Source organism: Psychroflexus halocasei, assembly GCF_900107595.1.
GTDB lineage: Bacteria > Bacteroidota > Bacteroidia > Flavobacteriales > Flavobacteriaceae > Psychroflexus > Psychroflexus halocasei.
Map to the genome: position 1 here is coordinate 1 of NZ_FNQF01000008.1, position 14,655 is coordinate 14,655.

The window sequence follows — 14,655 nt, forward strand, 5'->3', positions numbered from 1 at the left end:
ATGGGCTATCATAGCCAACCTTTGAGTTCTGTTGTCTTGTGTTGTCATGCTACAAAACTAAATCAGCTTTTTAATTAACGCAATATGGGGTTCGTCGGGGGGATACAAAAGACGAGCTAAAAAAATATTTCAACTCGTCTGATTTTTAATTTAAAAAAATTAAAAGTTTAAGCAGTTTCTAGATCAACAGGGCGCTGTTGATACTTTCTAGTATCTTCTTTAGTTAACCTCTTAAAATCATCTGTTTTTTCCATTCCCGAAATCATGTTCAACATGTTTTCTGGTAATGTTGTTATACTTCTCGACTTCATGTTAATCCATGAACCAAGCATGATTGCACGAGCACAATTTTTACCGTTTTGGTTATAAAAGTTATGTTCAAACTGAAAAAAGCGACCATCATCAGATAAACCTTTTAAGGCAGTGCTCACTTTTAATGAATCATCTGGCATCACTTCTTTAAAGTAATAAATATGTTCATAAAACACAACAGGTCCAAGGTTGTGCTTGATTAATGATTGGTGCGTAAATCCATTTCCTGTTAAGAAATCCATTCTTGCATGGCTCATCATATTCTGGTAAGCAGAGTTTGCCAAATGACGATTTGCATCAATATCACTCCATCTGACTTCAAAATCTTTTAAATACATTTAAATAAATTTTAATATTAATATAGTTATCGCACTTAAAATAGTGGCTAACAAAACACCACGTGCTTTAAAATCTTCTTTCTTTTTGATAAAAACAAAAAAGGGTAAAAAATTAAGTATAGCGCCTAAAGCGATAAGCTTACCTATAAATCCGTCTTCATAACTTACTTGTAAAGCAAATTCAATTTCATATTTTGTAAAAAAGAAAACATATAAATAGAGCCCTGCCATATTAGAAAGCAAACCAATTAAAAAACCAATGAGCATGTGTTTCTTACGCATCTAAATCCCATTTTTTAAGTTCTTCCAAAGCTGTGTGTGCTGTTAGATCAAATTGAATTGGCACAACAGAAACATAATTATTTTCTAAAGCCTCAACATCGGTGTTTTCCCCATCATCTTGATTAACAAATTCCCCTGAAAGCCAGTAATAATCGCGACCTTGTGGGTTGGAGCGTTTATCAAATTGTTCTTGCCATTTAGCCTGTGCTTGACGACAAATCTTGATACCTTTGATATCGCTACTTTTTTTTGCAATCGGAATATTAACATTTAAAACTGTTCGCGGAGGTAAACCTTTCTCTAGAACTTCCATTGCAATACGCTTTACATACTTGGTACTCGGTTTAAAATCGGCCTCCATACTGTAATCCAATAAAGAAAAGCCAATTGCAGGTATGCCTTCTATCCCAGCTTCAACAGCAGCACTCATAGTTCCTGAATAAATCACATTTATAGAAGCATTTGAGCCATGGTTTATACCACTGACAAGCAGATCTGGTTGACGAACAAGGATTTGCTGCGTACCGATCTTCACACAATCAACAGGTGTTCCTGAGCAACTATACTCCTCGATATCAGAGTATTGATCGATAACAACAGGATCGCAATACAAATTTTCACTCAGGGTAATGGCATGTCCCATTCCACTTTGAGGTCGATCTGGCGCAACAACAACTACATCACCAATTGTATTCATAATTTGAATCAAATGACGAATCCCAGGCGCTGTAATTCCGTCATCGTTTGTCACTAAAATTAAAGGTTTTCTACTCATAAAATTTTATTAGAAGCCCAAATTTAAACTTTCTCATTCACATAAGCGCAAATTTTAGTATCTTCAAAACAGGTTGTTAACATTATGAAAGCTAAATATTAAAATTGAAGCGTATTTTATTTTAAAAACATACATTTGTTTTTATTACCAGAGTCAATTTCAAAAAATTATTATGAAAAAAAATTTAATCGTACTTTTTGTTATCACTATACTATCGGTCACATCATGCAGTTTTACGACTAAGAAATTCGATGCTGATTCTGACAAAGACAAAGTTCTCATTGAACTCATTTCATTCGTAGTTTCCCAAGGACACTATGATATGAAAAATATCGATGATGAATTTTCAGCGGCTGTTTATAAAGATTTTATTAAATCTATAGACCCGATGAAAAGGTATTTCACAAAAGGACAAATCTCTGAATTACAAGAATATGAAACAGAGATCGATGATGCTATCAGTGACAAAAATATAGATTTCTTCAATCATGCACATCAATCTCTTACAAAGCAAATGCAAACTGCTGAAACCTTTTATGAAGACATCTTGAGTCAACCCTTTGATTTTACTAAAACAGAGACGATTTCAACAGATTATGATAATATAGATTATACATCTTCAGATGAAGAATTGAAAGAACGCTGGAGAGATCAGCTAAAGTTTTCAACACTTGCCACTTATGCAGACTTAATTAAAGATGAAGAAAACAAAGTTGAAAACGAGGAAGGCTATACAATGAAGAGCAAAGATTCACTTGAGATTGAAGCGCGTGATATCACGCGTAAATCTATGGAAAATTACTTTTCAACAATGTCTGAGCTTGAACGTAAAGATTGGTTTTCAATTTATGTCAACTCAATTGTTAGTCAGTTTGATCCTCACACAAATTACCTTGCACCACAAGATAAAGAACGTTTCGACATCTCGATGTCTGGTAAATTAGAAGGTATTGGAGCACGTTTGCAAAAGCAACGTGATGAAGTGAAAATTTTAGAAGTGATTTCTGGTGGTCCTGCATGGAAAAACGGACAACTTGAGGTCGGTGATATTATCCAAAAAGTTAAGCAAGAAGATGAAGATCAAGCGGTGACGATTACAGGAATGCGACTTGAAGATGCTGTTGATTTAATCAAAGGCCCAAAGGAAACTGTGGTCACTTTAACGGTTAAAAAGGTTGATGGAAGTTTACAAAACATCCAAATCATCAGAGATGTTGTTGAAATTGAAGAAACTTACGCAAAGTCGGCAACGACTAATAAAGATGGACGTAAATACGGTATTATCAATTTACCGAAATTCTATTTTGATGTTAATGATTATAAAGAAAGAAACGCTGCTTCTGATATTAAAAAACAAATCGAGTTTTTACAAAAAGAAAATGCTGAAGGCCTCATCATTGATTTAAGAAATAATGGAGGTGGTTCGCTTTCTACAGTTGTCGATATCGCAGGGTTTTTTATAGAAAATGGTCCTGTCGTTCAAGTGCGCGACAAACAAAACGATGTTGATGTTTTGAAAGATAAAGACAAAAAAATTATTTGGGAGAAACCTTTAGTCATCCTTGTTAATGAACTTTCGGCTTCAGCCTCAGAAATTCTAGCAGCAGCGATGCAAGATTATGAAAGAGCTGTGATTATCGGAAGTAAGCAAACTTATGGAAAAGGAACTGTACAAAACGTTGTTGACCTCAACAGATGGATGCGTAACAGTTCTTTGGGCGATATGGGCGCACTCAAAATTACAACTCAAAAATTCTATAGAATCAATGGTGGCTCAACACAATTGAAAGGTGTTGCGAGTGATGTTGCCGTTCCTGATCGTTATTCTTATATCGATTTAGGCGAAAGAGATTATGAAAACCCAATGCCTTGGGATAAAATAGAACCAGCCGATTATAAAAAATGGAATGGTTATTCTAACTTACAAGAAGTGATTAAAGAATCTTCAAAACGTTTATTAGAGCAGGAAACAATCAAATTAATTGACGAAAACGCGCAGTGGATCAGAACACAGCGTGATGAAAAGGCTTACAGCCTAAATTACATAAAGTATCAGGAAGATGAAAAAGCTTTAGAAGAAATGTCTAAAAAGTTTGAAGCGATTTCTGATTATCAAAACAACTTGACATTTAATGCAATTGCAAGTGAAGCTAAAACCTTCAAAACAGATACAACCTTAGCTGAAAAACGTGAACGTTGGTTTGAAAATTTAACCCACGATGTTTACATCGAGGAAGCTGTCACAGTCTTAAGTCAATTAAAAACAAAAGATAAAGCAGGCTACAGTTTAAAAGCACGCAAAAACTAAAGCTTTAACCTTGTTTTCAAAAAACTCACAAACATATTTAGCGCTCCAGAAGTTTAAAAAAAACACCTGGGGCGTTTTCAGTTTCTTCTATGTGATCTTTTGCATTTTGGTGGCTCTATTCGCTTACGTGATCTCGCCAGATAATTCTAAAAATGCAAACCAAATGGCATTGAGTATTCACTCAAAACCACCAGGCTTTAAAGTTGATGGTTTTTATAAAAAATCCTTAACTGAAGAAAGCGCATTATGGTTTTTATCCGGAAAAACTAAAGTGCATCAATTCACACCAGTTCAGCATTCAGAAGTCAAAAATGATACATTGTATTATAATGATTATGGTGTTAAACAAGCAGAATTTGACAAGCAAATTGCTTTAAAAAATTTAGATATTAAGAACAAAAAATATATCAGTGCCAAAACATTTATTCTCGGTACTGATAAATATGGTCGAGATTTACTCAGTCGAATGATTATCGGAATTCGCATTTCACTTTCCATTGGTTTTGTTGCTGTTTTTATTTCATTAGTTATCGGGATCGCTTTAGGCGCAATTGCTGGCTATTTTGGTGGGAAAATAGATCAAGCCATCATGTGGCTTATCAACGTGACTTGGTCCATTCCTACTCTACTTCTCGTTATCGCTATTACGTTGGTTTTAGGCAAAGGCTTTTGGCAAGTTTTTATCGCTGTAGGTTTAACCATGTGGATTGAAGTTGCACGAGTTGTGCGCGGTCAGTTTATCAGTATTAAAAACGAGCAATATGTCACCGCAGCCAAAACGCTTGGCATTCCTGATCGAAGTATTATGATGAAGCATATATTACCCAATGCTATTGCACCCGTTATTGTTATTTCAGCAGCAAATTTTGCAGCAGCTATCCTTATAGAAAGTGGCTTGAGTTTCTTAGGAATTGGCGCTCAACCTCCTATCCCAAGTTGGGGAGCGATGATTAAGAACCATTACAGCTATATTATTGTCGGCAAAGCTTATCTTGCTATTATCCCTGGATTGGGCATTATGAGCCTCGTGATGGCTTTTATGCTGATCGGAAATGCTTTGCGTGATGCTTTTGACGTTAAAAGCTAAACTTTCCTTTATTTATCGACACTTTGGAACGATTTTGGATGATTCAACAAAAACAACAATAATGCCTCGATTTTTTATACTAAGTATCCTTTTTTTAGGATTGACGCTAAGTTCTTGCGGTGATGATAAACCAAGTAAACGCTATGTTTCAGACTCCTCAGGAAATATCAATCAGCTTTCAGTGATTATTGATAATGACAATTGGAATGGCGAATTAGGTGAATTGATTCGTGATTACTTTGCTGCAGACTACAAAGGCTTGCCTCAACAAGAACCACATTTTACATTAAAACAAATTCCACCTAGTGTTTTTACAGGTTTTGCACGTAAAAACAGATTATTTATCAAAGTGGAGCAAACGCAAAAACCAATGATTACAAAAGTGGTTGATAGTTTTGCCAAGCCACAAATCGGTTATGTGATCAGTGCACAAAAGAAAAGTGACTTCAAAAAACTACTTGAAGAAAATAGCCCGAAAATTATTAAAGAATTCCAGCAAACTGAAATCAAAGAACGCCAAAGACGTATCAAGAAATCAAGTTTAGATGCCTCAGCCATCCAAGAAGAATTTGGCGTCACAATAGATTTACCAACTGCCTATCGTTATGCTAAAACAGAAGATAACTTTATTTGGCTAAGAAAAGATATCAAACATGGTGGCATGGAAGTTCTCGCTTATGAAGTTCCTAAAGAAACCATCAAAGCAAATGATTCTATTCTTGAAAATATAATCAAAATGCGAGATTCAATCGGTCAAAAATATATTCCTGGTCCAACAGAATCTAGCCATATGTCAACAGAAAAAGCTTACGCACCTTATTTATTTGAGACAAAAATCGATGGTCACTTTGCATACGAAATCAAGGGCACATGGGAAGTAAAAGGCTTTTTTATGGGCGGACCGTTTCTCACTTACGCTGTTGAACTTGAAGACAAATTCTTAATTTTAGAAGGTTTCGTTTTTAAACCTTCTGCTTCAAAACGTAATCAAATGATTGAAATTGAAGCCATCTTAAGATCTGCTAAATTCAAAAATTAATCAGATTTATGAAGCCAAGGTCTCTTCTTTTGCTAAAGGCTTAAGAAGTTGGAATGCCCTTGTAACATCCTTAACGTTTTTGCTTTTAAGCAATAAACGCAAGCCTTGTCGTGTATCCTTTTCTTTTAGAGTAAAATGATTAGGCTTGGTTTGCACGTATTGTAAAACTTCTCTGAATCTCTTTGTTTGATAAAAATCTGACTGCTGATCTGCGATAAAATAACCTATCATTTGCTCTTTCTTCAGAACCAATTTCTCTAAGCCCATACTTGCAGCAATCCATTTTAATCGCACAGAATCTAGTAAATCTTGGGTTTGCGTAGGCAATTCTCCAAACCTATCAATCAATTCATCTTCAAAAGATTTGAGCTCGTCTTCACTGCTTAATTCATTCAGTTTAGTATAAAGGCTCAATCGCTCTTTCACAGAGTTGATATAATCATCAGGGAAAAGAATTTCAAAGTCAGTATCAATCTGAGCATCTTTGACAAAAACACGATTTTCATCCTTAACCTCGTCTTCATAAAGGTCTTTAAACTCATTTTCTTTCAGCTCTTCAATCGCTTCATTGAGGATTTTCTGGTAAGTATCAAAACCAATATCAGAGATAAAACCACTTTGCTCTCCTCCTAACAAATCACCGGCGCCACGTATTTCTAAATCTTTCATGGCGATATTAAATCCGCTTCCTAATTCAGAAAATTGTTCTAAGGCCGTGATTCGTTTTCGTGCGTCAGGCGTCATCACTGAAGGTGGCGGAGTAATTAAATAACAAAATGCTTTTTTATTACTACGTCCAACACGCCCGCGCATTTGGTGTAAATCAGAAAGTCCAAAATTATTAGCATCATTAATTAAGATGGTGTTGGCGTTGGTGACATCCAATCCGCTTTCAATAATAGTTGTCGCCACCAAGACGTCAAACTCATTATTCATGAAAGATAACATGAGTTTTTCTAACTTCTTACCTTCCATTTGACCGTGACCTATCCCAATCTTTGCATCAGGCACCAAACGCTGAATCAAGCCAGCTACTTCTTTGATGTTTTCAATACGGTTATTGATAAAGAAAACTTGTCCTCCACGTTGTATTTCATAAGCAACCGCATCACGAATAGTTTCTTCAGTAAAGCGCACCACTTGTGTTTCAATTGGGTAACGATTAGGTGGCGGCGTTTTAATGGTTGACAAATCACGTGCAGCCATCAAACTAAATTGTAAAGTCCTCGGAATCGGCGTCGCGGTTAAGGTTAGAGTATCAACATTTTCCTTGATGGTTTTCAGTTTATCTTTGACAGAAACACCAAATTTCTGTTCTTCATCAATGATTAATAAACCAAGATCTTTAAACTGAACCGATTTATTCACCAATTGATGTGTCCCAATAATGATATCGATTTGCCCATTAGCCAGTTCTTCTAAAACCCGAGTTCTTTCTTTGGCAGTTCTGAAACGGTTCAAATAATCAACACTAACAGGTAAATCTTGTAAACGCTCAGCAAATGTTTTATGGTGCTGAAAAGCTAAGATGGTTGTTGGTACCAAAACGGCCACTTGTTTTCCATTATCAACAGCCTTAAACGCGGCACGAATGGCCACTTCAGTTTTCCCAAAACCAACATCACCACAAACCAATCTATCCATCGGTTGTAAACCTTCCATATCTTTCTTAACATCAGCTGTTGCTGATTCTTGATCTGGCGTATCTTCATAAATAAAAGAAGCTTCAAGCTCATGCTGCAAATACGAGTCTGGCCCGTACTGAAAACCTTCTTGAACTTTTCGTTTTGCATAAAGCTGAATCAAATCGAAAGCAATTTTCTTGACTTTAGTTTTGGTTTTCTTCTTTAAATTTTTCCAAGCTTTACTTCCTAATTTATAGATTTTTGGCATTTTGCCATCCTTGCCATTGTATTTTGAAATTTTATGAAGCGAATGAATGCTTAAATATAAAATATCTCTATCGCCGTAAACCAGCTTGATCGCTTCTTGCTGTTTCCCTTCAACATCAATTTTTTGCAAACCACCAAACTGACCAATTCCGTGATCGATATGTGTGACATAATCGCCAACTTCAAGGCTGGTGAGTTCTTTTAGAGTTAAAGCTTGCTTTTTAGCGTAGCCATTTTTTAAATGAAATTTATGGTATCGATCAAAAACCTGATGATCAGTATAGCATAAAATTTTGCTTGTTTCATCGATAAAACCATCATGCAGCGGAATCACTTTGGTTTGATACTTTAAGTCAGCATCAATTTCTGATAAAATATCTTTAAACCTTTTGCTTTGCTGCTGTGTTGAGCAACAGATATAATTGGTAAAACCAGCTTTAGCATGCGCTTTTAAATCTTCAACTAATAAATCAAATTTTTTATTAAATGAAGGCTGTGGTTTTGTATTAAAATGAAAGATTTCAGAGTTTTTAAAACTCGCTTGTCCTGCTAATTCAACAACAGCATAATCTAATAATTGCTCTTGAAAAACTGAAGCATTACAAAATAATTCAGCTGGTTCAGCATGTTTAACTTCAGAAGTTAAAGCCGAAAAAGCTTTTTCTGATTTCTTAAAAAGATCATCGAGTTTTGCGTAAAGCAAGTCTGTATTTTTGATGAAAACTTTAGAATGGTTCGAAATATAATTAAGGAAACTCTGTCTTTTTTCATCCAAACCTTTAATCTCAACATTTGGCATGATGGAGATCTTCTTATGTTGAGCCGTTGACAGCTGTGTTTCAACATCAAAACTACGGATGCTCTCTACATCATCACCAAAAAACTCGATTCGGTAAGGTTCGTCATGACTGAAGGAAAAGACATCAATAATACCACCTCTCACAGAAAATTCGCCGGGTTCAGTGACAAAGTCAACACGTTTAAATTTATATTCAAACAAAACTTCATTCACAAAATCAATCGAAAGTTCATCATCAATTTTTATTTTTAAAATGCTTTTATTGAGCTCTGATCTTGTGACTACTTTTTCAAAAAGTGCCTCTGGGTAGGTCACAACCATTGAAGGCTTTTGACGAGAATTAATACGGTTAAGCACCTCAGCCCTTAGCAGAATATTAGCATTATCGGTTTCTTCAATTTCATAAGGACGTCGATAGCTCCCTGGATAAAAAAGTACATCTTTCTCACCTAAAATTGCCTCTAAATCATTAAGATGATAGGCTGCTTCTTCTTTATCATTAAATATCAATAAAAAAGGAGCATCGCTTTGTTGAAAAACAGAAGCGATTAAGAATGATACAGCTGAACCGACTAATGACTCAACTTTAAATTTTGGAGCAGCAGATGACTTTTGAAGAAATGCATTTGAAAATGCTTGAGCATCTGCAGAATTTGAAAAACTCGAAAAAATAGGATTTTGACTCATGAGCGCAAAGGTAAAAGAAATAAAAATTTCGCTAAAGCTGATAAAACGATAAAAATAAGCTAAAAACCCAATTTAAAACGCTAAAATCACTAAAAAGGAAGTCGCAATTGAGAGGCTTTTATTTTCTTTTGAGGCGAATTAATATTAAAATTAGTAAGGCTAATACCAAGCAATCTCACAGAATCTTTCATGGGTTCTTGGTACAGCAATTGCTTTGCCTCTTCTAAAATTAGATCTTTTGAGGAGATGAAATAATGCAGTGTTTTGCTTCTGGTTTGCACTTTAAAATCACTGTATTTAATTTTTAAAGTAATTGTTTTTCCTGCCAGTTGGTGGCGTTTTAATCGTTTTTGTATTTCATCTGCGATTTGTTCAAGGCGTTCAATCATGTAAATTTCTGACGAAATATTTTCATTAAAAGTACGTTCAGCTCCTAGAGATTTTCGCATGCGATCAGTCGTCACAGCGCTTAGATGCACCCCTCTAACAACACGGTAATAATGCAAGCCTGATTTTCCGAAAAGTGTTGTTAATTCCTCCAAACTTCTTTGATAAAGATCATCACCTGTAAAGATGCCTACTTGGTACATTTTTTCTTGTGTTACCTTACCAACGCCATGAAACTTCTTGACATCTAATTTTTTAATAAAATCTAAAACCTCATCAGGTGGAATTGTTTTTTGGCCATTAGGTTTATTGATATCACTGGCAATTTTGGCTAAAAATTTATTAATTGAAATGCCTGCAGAAGCATTTAAACCTGTTTTTTCTTTAATCTTCTGTCTAATTCCTTTAGCTAAGATAGTTCCGCTATCCAATTCCTTTTTATTGGAAGTTACATCAAGGTATGCCTCATCAAGTGAAAGTGGCTCAACCAAATCGGTATATTCAAAGAAAATCTGACGTATTTGCTGAGATATTTCTCTATAGCGTTCAAAGCGCGGTTTAACAAAAATAAGATCAGGACAGAGCCTTGCAGCTAATCGGCCGCTCATGGCACTGCGCACGCCAAATTTTCTTGCCTCATAACTTGCGGCAGCCACAACACCTCGCTTTGAGCTTCCACCAACGGCAATCGGCAAATAACGCAATTCAGGATGATCTAAAGCTTCAACTGAAGCATAAAATGCATCCATATCAACGTGGATGATTTTACGTATGTGCTTCCGAAAATCAAGCCCTTCAGTTAAAGAAAATTTATCCATAACACAAAGATATCGAGATTTTATAAAAGCATCAGTTGTTTTAAATTTCCTTTTATAAAATATGATTCCCAAGAGCTTTTATTCTCAAGAAAAAGAGATTATAAACTATTTAACTGATTTAAGCTTAGCCCTTTCATTCATGGGCTTAACATAAAGTTCTTGCACAAGAATAATGATGATTAAAACCAAAGGTGTAGCAAAAATAACACCCCAAATTCCTGTTAATGCCCCTATAAAAATCTGTGCTAAAATAATTAAGGCTGGTGGTATTTTTATCAATCTATGTTGTGCTTTAGGAGTAATCACGCTGCTTTCAAAAAGCTGAATAACCATATACAAACCCGCAACAATGAGTGCCATGGTTGGGCTTTCAGACAAAGCGATAAGAACAGCTGGAATCATGGCTGCTAAAGGCCCAAAGTTTGGTATAAAGTTGAGTAAGCCTGCGATAATCGCTAAAGTTAGCCACAATGGAATGTCCAAAATAATTAAACCAATTGCTGTAAGGATGAAAACAGCCAACATAGCAATAAGTTTACCAGCCAACCATTTTTTGAGACCACTGCCTAAACGCAGAAGTAGGTCGTTGGTTTTTTCTCGATGCTTTGGTGGTACAAGCTGTTTGATACCGTCTGTATATAAGCTAGGCGCTACAGTAAAAAATGCACCTACCATAAAGATAATATAGATGTCACCTAAGCCTCCAAAAGTTGTTTTAAAAAACTTAGAAATGAAAGTCATCAGCTCATCAGAAGATCGCATGCGTTTCGTTTGCGCAATGAGCTCTTGGCCTACATCAGTCTCATTAAGCTCTTCTTTCACCATATTGATAACCTCAGGAATTTTTTCTTGCATTTTGTTGGTTTGAGAAACAACCTTAGCTCCTATAAGAAAGATTAAGCCCGCCAAAATTAAAGTGGTGCCAATAACTGATAAGGCAAGAGATAAATTTGCTTTAAGCTTTGTTTTTCTTTGAATAATATCACTTAACCCCCTAAAAAAAGAAGCGGCAAGCGCACCTGCTAAGACAAGTATAAAAATATTAAAAGTCGCTTCAATAAGCAGAAGAATGGTAGCGATGAGTGCAAAAATGAAACCGACAATCCAGACTTTTTGTGTGAATGTTTTTTCTTTTTGAGCTTGGTTATTTTCAGACATATTGATAAATAATAGATGAAAGACTGAAATTAATAAACATATTCAAAAATACTCTTAAGGAAAAGTTTAAGTTAGATAGCAGATTTTAGATGGTAACTGGTAGGTATTAAACTTTAGATAATAGACTTATCTACGTCCATAATCGGGTTCAAGGATTACATATATCTTGGGTCTGTAGTCTTGGGTCTGTAGTCTTGGGTCTGTGGTTTTTGGTCTACTTTCTTTTTGTTGGAGTGGTTTTTGGAGTTTAACTAAGCAAGCGCATTACCTTTGACACAAGGAGTAAAAAACTCAGTAGTTAACAAGCTACATGATTTATTTGTTATAATTGTTTTAAAATTCTAATTTTTAGTATTCCCGTATAAAACAAATTCTATATTTGCATTGTAAAATCACTTCATAATGAAAACATTATCGTTAAAACAGACTTGTTGCTTCCCTATTTATAGGGCAATACTGTTATGATCATAATTCTAAAAATATCAAATCATTAAAGCCCTTCAATTATAGTATTGAAGGGCTTTTTTTATACTGAAAAAATGAGTAAAACTATTTTCGAAAAAAATAAAAAGTGGTCGTGCTGCTTACCCGCAAAACAGAATACAGAAAAATGGATAGAAGAATTTTTCTATTGGTTTTATGGCATAGATGAAACCCATATCACATATACCAACTTTAAAAAGGAAGAAGAAGAGCTAAAAGAACAGCTGTTTGAAATTTTAGCAAGTGTAACAGAAAAGGAACAAGCAAAACAAGAGGCGGATCGTTTTTTTGAGAAGCTTCCAAGCCTTCATGATATTTTGGAGGAAGATTTGGAGGTTATCTATAATTTTGACCCAGCAGCGCAAAGCCGTAGTGAAATACTACTCTCTTATCCTGGTTTTTTTGCCATTACATTTCATAGGATAGCGCATTGGCTCTGGAAACAAGAGATTCCTGTGATACCGCGGTTAATTTCAGAGTACGTACACTCAAAAACAGGCATTGACATTCACCCAGGAGCACAAATAGGAAAAAGGTTTTTTATAGACCATGGGACAGGTATTGTTGTAGGTGAGACCACTATTATCGGAGACGATGTAAGATTATATCAAGGGGTAACCTTGGGTGCTTTAAGTGTTGCCAAAAACCTAGCAAAACAAAAACGACATCCTAGCATAGGGAACCACGTCACTATTTATGCCAATGCAACCATTCTAGGCGGAGAAACCAAAATAGGAGATCATAGCATTATAGGCGGAAACGTATGGCTTACAAATTCGTTACCGAGTTATACTGTCGTCTATCATAAAAGCGAGGTCATTGTAAAAGATAATGAAGCATTTCCTCCACCTATCAATTTTATCATATAAATACATTTAAATCTAAATAATTATGAAAGCAAATAGCATTTTAGAACTTATTGGGAATACCCCAGTTGTTAACTTAAGAAGAATCTATAAAACCCACCCTAATGTGTGGATAAAAACAGAAAAAAACAATCCAGGCGGAAGTATTAAAGACCGTATCGCTTTGGCTATGATTGAAGATGCAGAAAGAAGCGGAGCTTTACAAAAAGACGGCCTAATAATAGAACCAACCTCAGGAAACACAGGTATAGGCTTAGCAATGGTAGGTGCAGTAAAAGGCTATAAAGTCATTTTGGTAATGCCAGAATCTATGAGTGTCGAACGCCGTCAATTAATGGAAGTTTATGGCGCTGAATTTGTGCTCACTCCAAAAGAAAAAGGAATGAAAGGAGCTATAGAAAAAGCTATGGAGATGGTCGCTGAAAACCCTAAAGCATGGTCTCCGAGACAGTTTGATAACAGCATAAATGTTAAAGCGCATATGCAAACAACTGCCATGGAGCTTATCGAAGATTTTCCAGAAGGAATAGACTATCTTGTTACAGGTGTAGGAACCGGTGGACATATTACAGGTGTTGCAAAAGTTTTGAAAGAAAAATTTCCTGCGCTAAAAGTTTATGCTGTAGAGCCAGCACAATCTCCTGTTTTGTCTGGTGGAGAACCAGGACCACATCCATTACAGGGAATAGGAGCAGGATTTGAACCAAGCATTTATGAATCTTCTTTGATAAACGGGGTAATAACCGTTGAGAAGGAAGAGGCTTTTAATTATACTAAAAAAGCAGCATTAAAAGAAGGTTTGCTAGGCGGAGTTTCTACAGGAGCTTCACTAGCTGCGGTAGCAAAATTACTTCCAGAGATTCCCGAAAACGCGAAGGTACTTAGCTTTAATTATGACACAGGTGAGCGTTACTTATCTGTTGAAGGATTGTTTTAATAAAGAAAGCTTTAGAAAAGAACTTCCTGAAAAAGATATAATCTCTGTAAGAGTGTGAAGTTTAAAATATCGAGGCTTTTAAGTCTCGATATTTTTTACAACTTATCTTTTAGATTAAAGTTTCTTATAAATTTTTTCACGCTATAAATTTCATAAAAAAACTGATAATCTGAAAATTAACTAAGCTTTCAGGAATTAAAAATGAGCTAATAAAGCTTCTGACAAGCCTAAACCGATTAAAGAATTTTGATTCATAAAAGCTCTTATTGACAAGCTAGTGTTTCTGGTTCTATATTTTTTCATCAAAGTGCTCAATCATCCGTAATTATTTATCTGTAATTTGCGTGGCTGCGACTTTTCTTTAGCAATATTTTTTTGATCTAAAGAGTATGAACTGCTATAAATAGAAAACTGAAACATTCCAAAAACATCATTCAATAATTGTTTACTAAACTTTGTCGCTGCTTTTCTTTCAATCCTAGTTTTG

Annotated in this window: 11 protein-coding genes; 5 read left to right on the plus strand and 6 right to left on the minus strand. The window is 35.3% G+C overall.

The window, feature by feature from the left end; all coding sequences use genetic code 11:
• Positions 1–167 precede the first annotated feature (167 nt).
• Genes BLV84_RS09760 through surE form a run of 3 tightly spaced genes read right to left on the minus strand, consistent with a single transcriptional unit; the run spans position 168 to position 1,707 of the window.
• The gene (locus BLV84_RS09760; RefSeq protein WP_093244494.1) at positions 168–650 is read right to left on the minus strand and encodes an acyl-CoA thioesterase; all 483 of its coding nucleotides are present in this window, start codon (positions 648–650) and stop codon (positions 168–170) included.
• Complete coding sequence (locus tag BLV84_RS09765) at positions 651–932, minus strand: hypothetical protein (RefSeq protein ID WP_093244495.1); 282 nt, start codon at positions 930–932, stop codon at positions 651–653.
• Positions 925–1,707 carry a 5'/3'-nucleotidase SurE gene (gene surE, locus BLV84_RS09770; RefSeq protein ID WP_093244496.1) on the minus strand — a complete coding sequence of 261 codons (783 nt, stop codon included), beginning with the start codon at positions 1,705–1,707 and terminating at the stop codon, positions 925–927. The genes BLV84_RS09765 and surE overlap by 8 nt, the downstream gene beginning before the upstream one ends.
• A gap of 172 nt (positions 1,708–1,879) precedes the next feature.
• Here surE and BLV84_RS09775 point away from each other — a divergent pair, with 172 nt between their 5' ends.
• The 3 genes from BLV84_RS09775 to BLV84_RS09785 all read left to right on the plus strand — a co-directional run bounded on the left by BLV84_RS09775 (position 1,880) and on the right by BLV84_RS09785 (position 6,141).
• On the plus strand, positions 1,880–4,015 hold the full coding sequence (locus BLV84_RS09775; protein WP_093244497.1) for a carboxy terminal-processing peptidase: 2,136 nt from the start codon (positions 1,880–1,882) through the stop codon (positions 4,013–4,015).
• A gap of 10 nt (positions 4,016–4,025) precedes the next feature.
• Positions 4,026–5,102 (plus strand): ABC transporter permease, encoded by a 1,077-nt coding sequence (locus tag BLV84_RS09780; RefSeq protein ID WP_093244498.1) that lies wholly within the window; start codon positions 4,026–4,028, stop codon positions 5,100–5,102.
• Positions 5,103–5,163: 61 nt separating this feature from the next.
• Positions 5,164–6,141 carry a DUF4837 family protein gene (locus tag BLV84_RS09785; protein WP_093244703.1) on the plus strand — a complete coding sequence of 326 codons (978 nt, stop codon included), beginning with the start codon at positions 5,164–5,166 and terminating at the stop codon, positions 6,139–6,141.
• A gap of 6 nt (positions 6,142–6,147) precedes the next feature.
• On the opposite strand, the gene mfd is transcribed toward BLV84_RS09785, so the two are convergent.
• The 3 genes from mfd to BLV84_RS09800 all read right to left on the minus strand — a co-directional run bounded on the left by mfd (position 6,148) and on the right by BLV84_RS09800 (position 11,882).
• The gene (mfd, locus tag BLV84_RS09790; protein ID WP_093244499.1) at positions 6,148–9,519 is read right to left on the minus strand and encodes a transcription-repair coupling factor; all 3,372 of its coding nucleotides are present in this window, start codon (positions 9,517–9,519) and stop codon (positions 6,148–6,150) included.
• A gap of 89 nt (positions 9,520–9,608) precedes the next feature.
• A complete protein-coding gene (dinB, locus tag BLV84_RS09795) occupies positions 9,609–10,724 on the minus strand; it encodes a DNA polymerase IV (protein WP_093244500.1) in 1,116 nt (371 codons plus the stop codon).
• 105 nt (positions 10,725–10,829) lie between these two features.
• Positions 10,830–11,882: an AI-2E family transporter gene (locus tag BLV84_RS09800; protein WP_200796273.1), complete on the minus strand. Its 1,053-nt coding sequence runs from the start codon at positions 11,880–11,882 to the stop codon at positions 10,830–10,832.
• A gap of 539 nt (positions 11,883–12,421) precedes the next feature.
• Between BLV84_RS09800 and epsC the strand changes: the two genes are divergently transcribed.
• Together epsC and cysK are read left to right on the plus strand one after the other, a co-directional pair.
• Positions 12,422–13,234 carry a serine O-acetyltransferase EpsC gene (epsC, locus tag BLV84_RS09805; RefSeq protein WP_093244502.1) on the plus strand — a complete coding sequence of 271 codons (813 nt, stop codon included), beginning with the start codon at positions 12,422–12,424 and terminating at the stop codon, positions 13,232–13,234.
• 22 nt (positions 13,235–13,256) lie between these two features.
• On the plus strand, positions 13,257–14,168 hold the full coding sequence (gene cysK / locus BLV84_RS09810) for a cysteine synthase A (RefSeq protein ID WP_093244503.1): 912 nt from the start codon (positions 13,257–13,259) through the stop codon (positions 14,166–14,168).
• Positions 14,169–14,655 lie beyond the last annotated feature (487 nt).

What these genes read in the sequence shown, in the direction of transcription:
- BLV84_RS09760 (WP_093244494.1), bottom strand. Translation starts at nt 650, where the DNA reads ATGTATTTAAAAGATTTTGAAGTCAGATGGAGTGATATTGATGCAAAT.
- BLV84_RS09765 (WP_093244495.1), bottom strand. Translation starts at nt 932, where the DNA reads ATGCGTAAGAAACACATGCTCATTGGTTTTTTAATTGGTTTGCTTTCT.
- surE (WP_093244496.1), bottom strand. Translation starts at nt 1,707, where the DNA reads ATGAGTAGAAAACCTTTAATTTTAGTGACAAACGATGACGGAATTACA.
- BLV84_RS09775 (WP_093244497.1), top strand. Translation starts at nt 1,880, where the DNA reads ATGAAAAAAAATTTAATCGTACTTTTTGTTATCACTATACTATCGGTC.
- BLV84_RS09785 (WP_093244703.1), top strand. Translation starts at nt 5,164, where the DNA reads ATGCCTCGATTTTTTATACTAAGTATCCTTTTTTTAGGATTGACGCTA.
- mfd (WP_093244499.1), bottom strand. Translation starts at nt 9,519, where the DNA reads ATGAGTCAAAATCCTATTTTTTCGAGTTTTTCAAATTCTGCAGATGCT.
- dinB (WP_093244500.1), bottom strand. Translation starts at nt 10,724, where the DNA reads ATGGATAAATTTTCTTTAACTGAAGGGCTTGATTTTCGGAAGCACATA.
- BLV84_RS09800 (WP_200796273.1), bottom strand. Translation starts at nt 11,882, where the DNA reads ATGTCTGAAAATAACCAAGCTCAAAAAGAAAAAACATTCACACAAAAA.
- epsC (WP_093244502.1), top strand. Translation starts at nt 12,422, where the DNA reads ATGAGTAAAACTATTTTCGAAAAAAATAAAAAGTGGTCGTGCTGCTTA.
- cysK (WP_093244503.1), top strand. Translation starts at nt 13,257, where the DNA reads ATGAAAGCAAATAGCATTTTAGAACTTATTGGGAATACCCCAGTTGTT.